Source organism: Kothea flammea, assembly GCF_052161645.1.
In the GTDB taxonomy this organism is placed as follows: Bacteria; Planctomycetota; Planctomycetia; order Pirellulales; family Pirellulaceae; genus Laterigemmans.
In genome coordinates this window covers 1,652,708-1,664,501 of sequence record NZ_CP197414.1, presented here as the reverse complement: position 1 = coordinate 1,664,501, position 11,794 = coordinate 1,652,708, and the positions used below count along the sequence as shown (strand labels likewise).

General features: G+C 54.8%; 5 protein-coding genes. 1 reads left to right on the top strand and 4 read right to left on the bottom strand.

What is annotated here, in order from left to right:
* Positions 1–6 precede the first annotated feature (6 nt).
* Positions 7–1,107 carry a glucose 1-dehydrogenase gene (locus SH139x_RS06000; RefSeq protein WP_488354371.1) on the bottom strand — a complete coding sequence of 367 codons (1,101 nt, stop codon included), beginning with the start codon at positions 1,105–1,107 and terminating at the stop codon, positions 7–9.
* Positions 1,108–1,289: 182 nt separating this feature from the next.
* A complete protein-coding gene (locus SH139x_RS05995) occupies positions 1,290–1,952 on the bottom strand; it encodes an RNA polymerase sigma factor (RefSeq protein ID WP_488354370.1) in 663 nt (220 codons plus the stop codon).
* Positions 1,953–2,163: 211 nt separating this feature from the next.
* On the opposite strand from SH139x_RS05995, the gene SH139x_RS05990 reads away from it, so the two are divergent.
* A complete protein-coding gene (locus SH139x_RS05990; protein WP_488354369.1) occupies positions 2,164–5,352 on the top strand; it encodes a serine/threonine protein kinase in 3,189 nt (1,062 codons plus the stop codon).
* 155 nt (positions 5,353–5,507) lie between these two features.
* On the opposite strand, the gene SH139x_RS05985 is transcribed toward SH139x_RS05990, so the two are convergent.
* Both SH139x_RS05985 and SH139x_RS05980 read right to left on the bottom strand, forming a co-directional pair.
* The gene (locus SH139x_RS05985; protein ID WP_488354368.1) at positions 5,508–6,935 is read right to left on the bottom strand and encodes a sulfatase; all 1,428 of its coding nucleotides are present in this window, start codon (positions 6,933–6,935) and stop codon (positions 5,508–5,510) included.
* A gap of 103 nt (positions 6,936–7,038) precedes the next feature.
* Positions 7,039–11,220 (bottom strand): S8 family serine peptidase, encoded by a 4,182-nt coding sequence (locus tag SH139x_RS05980; protein ID WP_488354367.1) that lies wholly within the window; start codon positions 11,218–11,220, stop codon positions 7,039–7,041.
* Positions 11,221–11,794: the final 574 nt, after the last annotated feature.

Here is an 11,794-nt window from a genome sequence, read left to right as displayed (position 1 = left end):
GAACGATTATTCAGCAACGTTGACGTAGACTTTCAGGGCGTCATCATCTTCGACCAATAACCGCATCATTTCTTTATATTGATCGAGACCATCGACCGGGCTGGTGAGAATTTTTTCCAGCACGCCGGGGAACATCATTTCGCCGAGCGCCAAATCACGGATCCCCATTTCGAAATGCTCGCGGTTGGCATTGACGCTGCCGAGCAACAGTTTATTACCCAGCACCCATTCGATGTTAATCTTATCGCTGGGGACTTCAATGCTGCGATCGCCCCCGGTGATGCTGGTCCACACGACAACCCCGTTGTGGCCAATATGTTGCATGGCTTCGAAGGCCAGCTGGCTGCTGCCGGTGGCATCGACGATCAAATCGGGCTTGCCCGTTTCCGCCACCAGACCACTCAGCGGCAGATCGCGAGTGCTGACGTAGCGCGCTTCAAAACCGCTGACGATCTCCGCTTTCAGATTCGGCGCGGTGCCGCGAGCGATCGTGCAAACTTGCATCCCCCGCAGGCGAAGCACCAGCGTCGTGAGCAGACCGATTTGGCCGCTGCCCAGAACATAGGCCAACTTGGGACGCCAGACTCGCATGCGACGTTGTGCCTCAAAAGCTTGATGCACCGCTTTCGCCGCACAGCTCATCGGCTCCATCAGCACATGCAGATGCTTGAGTCCTTCGGGCACACGCACCACGTACTCTTGGTCCTCGACAAAGTACTCGGTGAGGAACCCGTGCAGCAGGTTAATCCCGCGCTCGTAATAGGTCTCCTCGCTGGTCATGTCGTAGGTGCCGATTTGGTCGTAAATCGACCCGCCGGGCCGCCGCACGGTGGCCGTCACAAAGTCACCCGGTTTTAAATTGGTGACATTCGGGCCGCAAGCTTCGACGACACCGAACGACTCGTGTCCGAGCACTAGGTAATCGAAGCCCGGAGGTGCATTGCCATAAAGGGCATCGTTAATTTCCCGGTCGGTGGCATCGACACCCACTTTCAAGACTCTGACCAGCACGCCGGCGCCACCTGGCACATCTTCAAGGCGAGGCTTGGGAATATCCTGCAAATGGACACTATTCGGCTTACCGGGAGTGACGGCGACCGCTTTCATCTGGTTCTTCCAATTCTCAAACAAGTAAATCAAAACCCGCCTGCTGCGAATATCACGACACGAAAGTCTATCATTTTCGCCCTCGATCCGGCAGAGGGTATCGGGCCCCGCCAGCCCACTCGCCAGCCCACTCGCCAATCCCCGCCGGAATCGACGATCGCAGGAAAAAAGGCGGTTCACCATTAGTCGCCGATGTCGCCCATTTGCTGACGGAGACGTCGCATGACGCGACTGCGAACTTTGCGGACCGTGGCGGGTGTAACACCGAATTGCTCGGCAACTCCCTGCGTTGATTGTTGGTCGACCACGGACCGTATAAAAATCTGCCAAGTCTTCTCTTCGAACTCGGCTCGCACCTGCTCCATCGCGCGACTCATCAAACTCCGCAGATCGTCATTCGATGTCGGCTCCGACTCGGGCACTCTGGGCTCGGGCGTTTCCAACTCACTGTCTTGCGGATCGTGCGGATCGACTATCGATTGCAATCCCAGCAATGCCGAGCTGCCACCACGGGCACGATCATGCGGGCGCTGTGCTCGCAACCGATCTCTGATTTTGTTTGCCGTGATGGTCCACAACCAGCCGCGAAACGAACCCGCGCGGCAGCGAGCTTGATAGCTGCCCAGCGATTTATAAACCGCCGCAAAGACCTCTTGCACGCAGTCGGCCGAAGCGTGCGAGTCAAATCCACAGCGCCGACTCCAGTGCGCCACCAGCGGTCCGTACAGATCTATCAGCTCACACCAAGCATCGGCCTGACGCGCCCGCGCACGTGAAATCAAACTCAGCCGCGTGGCGCCCGACCTTGAATCCTCTTCTACGTTCGCGCCGCGCGTGCTACTCATCAGTAAACCGTTCGCGTAAACCGAGATTGGGAACCGCCATAAGTAAAAGACCACACATATTTTTCCATTGTTGCTCAAACACGCAGGTAAAACCAGCGACCGACAAGTGGTGTCACACTAGAATCGTTCTTGAAGGGTAGAGACGAAGTCCCGCTCTTTCCCCGAGGTCCCGATGATGCCATTCAGTGCTATACCCACCGATGCAACCAAAATGATGACGTGTCCCGACCAAGAAACGTTGGCCGATTACCTCGGCGGCTGGACCGACAGCGAGCAAAGTTGCGTCCTGGAAAGTCACTTGGAACATTGCCAAACCTGCCAGGCCACGATCTCCCGCATTGAATCGGAGCCCGATTCGATACTAGAAAGCGTCAAATCGACGACTTCCGAGCCAGCGAACGCACAACATGTTGAACCTGTGGTTGAGTACGCGCTGAGCATGGTCAAGCGACTGCCCGAGGCACGGGAAGCTGAGGATGAGGCTGGTCACGAATCGTCCCATGATTCGTGGGGCGACTTGACGGAACGCATGATCGGCCCCTATCAATTGATCCGCTCGCTGGGGCAGGGGGGCATGGGTTCGGTTTACCTAGCTCGGCATTGCCAACTGGAAAAATTAGTTGCCATCAAAGTACTCCCCTCGCGGTGGCTAACGAGTGATCTGCACTTGAGTCGCTTTCAGCGCGAAATCCGCGCCGCGGGAGGCTTGAATCATCCCGCGATCGTGACAGCAACCGACGCTGGCCAGCAAGCCGAAATCTACTACTTGGTGATGGAATACGTCCAAGGTTTTGATCTCAGCCGCGTCGCCCGACTCTGCGGTCCACTGAGCATTGCTGACGCCTGTGAAGCCATGCGGCGGATCGCCCTGGGACTCTCCCATGCCCACGAGCTGGGGATCGTCCATCGCGACGTGAAACCATCAAACTTGATGCTCAGTCACAGCGGCGAAGTCAAGATATTAGATTTTGGACTGGCCCGGCACAACCTTTGGGACGAAGCGTCGGCAGAGCTAACCACCGTGGGTCAACTGATGGGGACGCTTGATTACATGGCTCCAGAGCAAGCCGAATGCGCCGCCACGGTGGACTATCGCGCCGATCTCTATGCCCTGGGAGCAACGCTATTTCGCTTGCTAGTAGGACGCCCACCACTGGCCGCCTCTCCGGATCTTTCGCCGCTGGCGAAACTTAGATTGCTGGCTTCCCACACCTCTCCCCGCGCCGATACGCTGCGTCCCGATCTTCCCAGAGAGCTGGCTAATTTCATCGCCCAGCTGCTGCACCGCGACCCGGTCCGCCGACCAGCCAGCGCGGCGCATGTGGCGGAAAAACTCGAAGAGTTCACAGCCGGCAATGATCTCGCCGCATTGGCCCACCGTGCTGAACAAACACAGCCGCACACCCCACCCGACGAACCCTCCGCAAACGCAGCCAACCCGCGCAAGCCGACAACAAACGCTTCCGGTGGTGGCACCCGTCGCTGGGACACATCCATCGCCCTGGCCAGTTTTTCCGCTTTCCTGCTGGCCACCATCTGGTTGATCGTGGAAACGCAAAAAGGCCAGTTGGTCATTGAAAGCGAGGCGGAAAATGTCACGGTCAAACTACTGAGTGACGGCAAACAGTATGACAGTGTGAACGTCCAACAGGGCGCGACGGCGACCAAACTGTTCGCGGGCAAATATGAGATCGAGATTGCCGGCGCTAGCGATGATCTGTTGATCGATCGTGAATCGGTGATCATTCGGCGAGGCGAAACGGTGTTGGCAAAAATTGGCCGCCCGCAAAGCACGCTTAGCTTGCCGGCGGAAAGTCCCCAAATAACAACAGAACCCGTTTTTGAGGGTAAACCGCTGTCAGTTTGGCTTAACCAAGTGGAAACCGAAAGAAGCCCCACTCAACTCTATAGTGCTTTGGAAGCAGTCGAAAACCTGATCGCCCCCGGTAACGCTGAGCAAGTTCGTGCCTCACTCTTAAGCACGATGGCGACGGTGGCCGATCAACCGGTCAGATCCGATGACGTGATAAGCTCGTTGGATACTCAAATCATGAAGATTATCCACGACTCGTTTGCGGGTGAGACTCGCTTCTGGGAGTCAATAGTTGAAGCGTTGAAGAGCAGCGACGACGCGTTAGCGCAGCGCATCTACCCAGCGATTTCCCGCTACACTAGCGTGCAAGCGACTCCCGTAATTTGGTACTTGGCAAACGACTATTTCCCCACGGCAACCGATGAAGAAACCATTCTTGCTGCGGCCAACCTTGCGAGGATCCATCTGCTGCAACACAGCGACACCCCCGACGAAATAAACCAACAATTGGCTACCACAGTCTATACAAATGAACGACTCGGATTTGACTTCTGGTTGGAATTCCTGCCTCCGAAAAACTTTTTCGGCTACAACCAAGTGATGCAGCAAAAAGCGACCGAGGTGCTGGCAATGGTACCGGGAGATACCACCGACGCGTTGCTCACGCAAGCAACCATCATTCTCACTGAACTTGAGAAACAATCAAACCCGGCACGCATCGCACTCACCGAACAAGACCAACAACGCGTGTTGAAAGCTGTGGCAAAACATCTCGAACGATTGTCGCAACAACCGAACGAATTATTAAGTCTGTGCGACCTCAACGGCGGTTTCTCTGATTATTGCTCTCCGCAGCAAATCATATTGCCATTCTTTCAAGGAAGTCGCACATCCCAAACAGTCATAAGACGACAAACGAAAAATAACGGATCGCTAGCCTTGGAACTGCTCGAACTAACCAGCACGCTTGGCCAACACACCGACACCGACTCGGCTGTTGAGGCGATCCTTGCCTCGACCCGTTCGCAAGCAATACGAGCAGCCTCAAAGCTGCATCTCGATGAATCTGAATTTCCACCGCAAGTCCGACCATTAAGTGTCAGATTCGCCTGGCCTGAACTTGATGTTGCTCTCTACACGACACCTGCCCCTGCCAGATCACAGGCCAGCATCAGCGAGTTCCAGGCGCCAGACAAGCAAGACATGCTCGCCTACCTGATCCACGCAGCGGCTTACCTGGCCTTGTCTGACGCCGCACAAGAGCGTGCCAAGCGAGAGTTTATCATCGAATTTGCAAGAATAATAACCGAAGATTTCCTGGCAACTGAGGACCAAAACGGAGATGCAATGCTCTCCGAAAGTGAATCACCACTATCGGAAGCCGAGTTCCAAAAAGCCGACATCGACAACAACGGCCTGCTCTCGCGAGAGGAAATTCAAGTGCTCGCGGAAGCGACAATCCTAGATTCAATCGATGGACAGCAAGCCCCACTGTCGTCGATCGAGCCGAGATTTCTCAGCTTCGCGGAAAAGATACTTGCAAGGTACGACAAAATGGAGATGGGGTTCTTGAACGCGACGAAGTAAAAGACATGATCATGGATGTTAGCCCCGCTGATGCGAATAATGATGGTAAAATCACCGCCTTGGAATACGCGGCCTGGCTGCAAGCGCGTGAGCAATCAAGATAAAAAATGAAACGCCGCGCGGTCAGCGCTAGCGGTCCCGCGGTGATTACCAGCTCAGCGTTTCGGCGGTGAGCTAATTTTCTCGGGCAAACCGGCTCCAGTATCCACTAACCAATGGTCCAGCTCAGACTGCAACTCGAGAACAACGTCAGGGGCGGAGTCGGACAAATCAGTTTGTTCCCCCAGGTCATCTTCCAGGTCGTACAACTCGACTGAATCGTCGTCATACCACTTGAGCAACTTGTACTTGCCTTTGCGGATGGCCGATCCGGGTCGGTTGGCTTTGTGGAAAGCAAAGTGTGGATAATGAAAGCACAGCGATTCACGCGCTAGTTCGCCGCCGCTAAACAAGGGCCTTAACGTTTCACCATCAAGCGTTTCATCGTCTCCGATCACAATGCCTGCGGCATCCAGCATGGTCGCGGCGAGATCCATGCTGACCACGGGAGTTGTATTCAAAAAGCCAGCCGTCGTCACCTTGGACCAACGAATAATCAGTGGGACTCGCAGCCCTCCCTCATATAAATATCCTTTACCCTCACGCAGCGGACGATTGTCAGTCGCCCCTGACCAACCGCCATTATCGCTGGTAAAAATCACCAGCGTGTTGTCCGTTAAACCGAGGCGATCGAGTTCATCGAGCACGCGTCCCACGGCGCGGTCGGTGGCTGCGATTTGCCCGCCGTAAACAGGGTTCTTTAGCCCCGGCCCCACTTTACCTTGGTACGGATCGACCAATGCTTGCGGAGCTTCAAAAGGGTAGTGCGGATTATAAGTCCAGAGACAAACAAACATCGGTTTGTCCCGCTCGCGCCGCAGAAAATCAATCGTTTCATCGGCGAGCCGATCGGTCAGGTACTCACCTTCGCGGCGCGACGGAAGCGAAGGAATGCGATAAGGATCAAAATAGGTCGGCGGTCCACCAAAGCCACAACCTCCCAGATTGACATCGAAACCATGCGACGTCGGCCAGTAGGCGGGGTCATCGCCCAGATGCCACTTGCCAAAAAAGCCGGTGGCATATCCCGCCGCATTCAAGCGTTCGGCAATTGTGGTTGTCACCTGCGGCAATACGTGCGTCGTGGCGGGAGGCTGGACCCGACGATCCTGTGGCCAAAACTGTTTACCGTCGGCACCATGCTGGGTGATCCCCAGCCGCGCGGGTGCCAAACCTGTGATCAGCGCGGCTCGCGTGGGAGAGCAGACGGGAGCGGCCGCGTAGGCGTTGTCAAAACGCACACCTTGCCTGGCCAAGGCATCCACATGCGGAGTTTGCAGGACTGGGTTTCCTTGGCAACTTAAATCCATCCAGCCCATATCGTCGGTCATGATACAAACGACATTCAACCTGCCTTGCCTGGCTTGTTGATCAACCGCCAGTTCGGCGGCAGCGACCGCATTGGCCCAAGATACCATTAAACAGGTGGCTGGCCAGCAGTTCGCCAATAGGCTGGCAAGGATCAACCGAAAAATAAATGTCATCGATGACTCCGCGAAAGTAGCGATTGCTAGGACTTTCGCGGAGCGAAAGCGAAAAACGACTTTGCCGCGAGAAGTTCCTGCGGCTAGCGTGGTGCGAACTCGCTTAAGTTCCGAAGCGGGTGCGGAACTGCAGAAAGTCGACAAAGTTAACGGCATCATCGGAATTCACATCGAACCGCCAGTCATACTCTGGATCTGCAGCTACCGAACCGAAGGCGGAACGGAAAGCAAGGAAGTCGATAAAGTTGACGCTCCTGCTGGCGTTAATGTCACCGAACATGCGGAAAAAGTCGTCCGCTGGTTGATCACCAAAGAGGAAGTCTCCTCCCGCCTCCCCGTCGCCGTCGCCATCGAGGAAATCGCCCGCAGCATCGGTTACCTTGGTGGCATCAATCATCAAGAGATACTCGCCGTCGTTGAGCGATCCCGTTGTAAATTCACCGCCGATGAAAGCTAGCGTCGCCACGGTGTTCCCGCCGACCAATTCGGTTGTCACGTCGAACGTGACTGTCCCACCCCCAACTCGCTCAATCGCAAAGGCATCCTCAGCGATTGTGACTTCACCACCAAAAGCAACCTCCAAGCCACCGAGCATGCTGCGTTGTGCCGAGCCATCCCCGAGCGTCACGCCGGCTACACCCACCGAGGCGCTCCGCGTACCAAAGAGGTTATTGACCAACGGTACTCCCGACGTCGTGACATCGACGTATCCGCTAGCGGGCGAGGTGTATTGCCATCCTGGGAGACCATCAAGCATCAGGCGGTGAGAACCCGCAGGAAGATCGGCGGCGACGTTACCATGCTCGTCTGTGATCAAGCCAACTTCGCCGGCACCGCTTACAATCAGCTCCCACTCATTGAGAGTACCAGTGTCGCCGACGGCATCATCGAAAATTTCTAAAGTCCAGACTCCATTTGGGTCGAGCCCGGTGAATGCCGATAATGGCTCTTCAGGACGGAACGATCCAGTGAATGGTGCGTTTCCAGAAGCAATCGGATTCGCCGCCGAATCATCAAACACCGTATCAGTGAAGTTATCACCATCGGCACCACGGTCAGCAACCAGCGAAACAACTGTCCCATCCGGCCCCACCAAGCTGGCCTCAATATCACTAGTCCACGTGTGCGTGATGTCTAGTCGCACCAACAGGGTGTCGATAAGCTCGGGAAAGCCAGCCACCGTAATTTCAGAGGTTGCAGTCTGAATATCAAGAATGTCTACCGGAGTTGTGTTCTGATAAGACTCCGTGACTGAGGCTTGAAAAATCCCATCTTCATTATCATCAATAAACACGGTCCGCCCCGCTAGACCGGTTTCGGAGGCATCAAAAACGCCATCACCATTTACATCATCAAAAACGGTGGCGTAGAAACGGTCATCACGGGCAACCCCAAAATCACGTTCGAGAAAACTGTCGGCTGGATCACTGATCGTAACGGTATGCTCCCCGGCAAGAGGACTCACCGGCGTCCAGCCATCAAACGAACTAGCCCGCACGGTGTGTTCACCAGCTGGCAAACCGAAAAACGTATAAATACCTCCTGTAGATGACAATGTAGCGGATTCACCACTGGAAATACTGAGCCCCCAGTCATTTAACACACCGTCATCCAGAGCCCCAAAAGTATCAGTAATTTCCAAAGCCCAAGTCCCTTGGGGATCGACTCCCACTAAAGATGCCAACCGCCCCATGGGGCGAAATGATCCGGTAAACGGGGCGTTGCCATCCATAATCGATAGTTCGGCACTATCATCGAAAATGGTATCCGTAAAATTATCTGACGAGTCACCAACGGCACTGAACAATAAGACCTCGGTTCCGTCGGGAGCAATGAGCAAAGCTTCCAAATCACTGTTAAAGGTGTGGGTAATATCCAACGCAACATTGACATCGACCACACTCCCACCCAAACCAGGCACCTCAATCTCAGAACGTATAGTAGTCGCACCCGTGATATCCACTGGATTCGTATTGGTGAAATCATCAACATCAAAATCGAGCGTGTCATTGCCATTCGCGTCCAAGTAGACCAACACGTCAGCAATCGCCTCCTCACCGGGGTCAATATTTCCGTCCATGTTGCTGTCCTCGAAGCTAGTACCCGCTAACGACGGCAGCACCACAGTGCCGGTGGCGTTAATCGTAAAGACGGGCTCATCGCTATCATTAGAAATCACCTCAATTTCACCCGACTGATCGCCCCCATCGACAGGGATGTAACGAGCGGTGAACGTGGTTGACTCTCCAGGCCCCAGTTGCGCGTCGGCATAGCCAGTGGCAATCGAATACGGTCCCGAGGCCACAGTCAAATCGGTGAGATCTAAAAGCTCAGTGCCTTGATTGCGAATATAGAACGTGTAGTCGGCAGTTTTACCAAAATCGACAACACCAAAATCAGTCGTACTCACACCGCTAGCCAGATCTTCGCTAGAACTCAAAATTGAGATTTCTGCTTTACCCACGTTTCCAACCAGACTAGCCGCATTTAAGCTGCCAAAACCGAATTCATAGTTCTTACCAGTCGAGGTATCGTAATCGGCTCCGCCCATCAAATCAGTGTTGCTGCGAAGTAATTGCCGCACCTCGGTTGGCGTTAGATCAATATTTTGATTGGCCGCCTCGGCCAATAACAGGGCCGTGATACCGGTCGCCAATGGCGTGGCCGACGAGGTTCCGCCAAAACCGCTCGAGCCAGTCCCCGTATAATCAGTTGACGAATAACCAGCAGACCCCAGGCGGTCGGTTGTCTCAATCCTGAGCGACCCGCCGCTGCTGGCGGCAACAATATCGACGTCAGGACCATGCTGGCTGTACGCAGATCTCACCCCAAAGTTATTGTGAGCACCAACCGCCACCACACCGGGAATGGTGGTGGTGTAGAACGCTGGGTAGCTCACAGTATCGCTTCCGTTATTCCCAGTAGCAAACAAGAAAGTTGCACCTTGACCCTGACGCCCACTGGTTGTCCCCCAAGCAAGCGCCGCGGCGATTGCGGTGCTCTGGCCACCGCCCCCCCAGGAGTTGTTGACCACATCGGCGGCATCCCAAGTGCCCAAACCGTCAGCGGTGCGACCAGCAAGGTAATAAAGGCCTTCAGCAATGTCAGAGACGCCGGCCACATCGGGACCATCGAACAAACGAGCGGAGATCACGGGCGAGCCGTAAGACGATCCAGCAACCCCCTCTGCGTTATCGCCGATCGCGGCGGCGACCCCGGCAACCGCGGTGCCATGACGGTCAGTCGCCGTGGTGGGATATGACGAACTGTTGTCGTTAACAAAATTCCAACCGTAAATGTCGTCTATCCAACCGTTGCCGTCATCATCAATGCCGTTGCCGACCGTCTCGCCGGAATTTTCCCAGTGGTTGAGGTCTTGATGGTCGATAGCCACCCCATCATCGTAAATCCCAATGACAATATCGGGTGAACCTCCCTGAATAATGTCCCAGGCCTCAGGCAAATCTTGATCGGCGTCGACCAAACCGCCACCTTGGCCCGTGTTGTGCAAGTGCCACTGGTTGCTGAACAAAGGGTCGTTCGGAAAATAGTAACGCTGCCAGTTGTGGTAAAAGTTAGGCTCGGCCCAAGCCACTCCCGTTTCATCGCCCAACCGATTGCTGACCGACAAAGTGGCTTCCCCCACGCCTTCGGCAAGCTTCGCCACAAATTGATCTGTCGTGCCACGCAAAGGGCGGTAACTAGAAAATTCGTCGCGATCGGCAAAGAAGCTCACAGGATCGACTGCGGCGTCCAAGGCAACGATGACTTCATCCATCAACACTGTCTCAGACCCAGTTTCTCCAATTACAAAGACGGGTGAAACTTCCGTCACCATGCGAAAGTTCTGCAGCACCGCGGCCATCCGCTCAGCACTTAACGTGGCCGACTCATAGACGGCGACATCTCCATGCACCGATCGCACCTGAGCCAGTTCACCCAACAACTCGCCAATCGATAACGGCGCAGCAGAGTCAACCTCAATCGCTAGGCGATTCGGGTGCGGCGTCATGCCAACTTGGCGACCATCTGCTTCATAGAAGTGAGAGTATGCGACAAATGCATCGTTTTTGCCCTCGGTTCTCCCCCGCTCGACCAGTTTTTCTTCACCCGAATCAAGCTGGCTGCCAACCATCCCGCCAGCCTCTACAGCCAAAACGCTCGGCGAAAACTCTGTGGTTGTGGCAATCCCAAAATCGCCGGCTAGCAATTGCCGCGACTCCAACCGCTCACACCTTAACGACTTCGCAAGTCTTCGCCGCTTCAATGCAATCAACGATTCCATGACAATTACCAAACCTCACAAGCGCGAGAAAAAATAAGTAAAAGACGATAAGACAGGTTATGAAAAGAAGCACTGACTCGGATCGAGTCAAGAGATAAGTCACGCCGCCAAAACAGACGCTTCGCATCAAATACGAAACACTCCGAGTTGGCTCCAACGCTTGGGGCGGAAATTCATGGTTGAATCCCAGGAAGCTCAACGAGCGATCGGGGGCCGAGTCGCCGAGCTGTTCGGCGGTCGCCCTCTTGCGGTCTGCTAATCCCACATTTCCGCGTGCATCGCGGGCAGGGGGGAGTCCAGCTACCTTTCCTGACGGCTGAGCCGATTTTATCAGCGGCAATCACGGCGTTCAATTGAAATCTGGGCCGCTCTTGGGAATAAAGAATTCGCTACTCGCGGGGGAAACTTTTTGCCAAACATTTTTAACAACCGTGGTTGTCAAAAATAAGTTGCACGGATAAAGTTCAAGTAGTTAACGAGCTGGCTGAAGCCGAGAAAACGATGAAACTGGCTTGTAGTTCACTCACCAGCACTTTTACCTGCCCAAGCAAACTTCACCTCGGCTCAAGCCCGA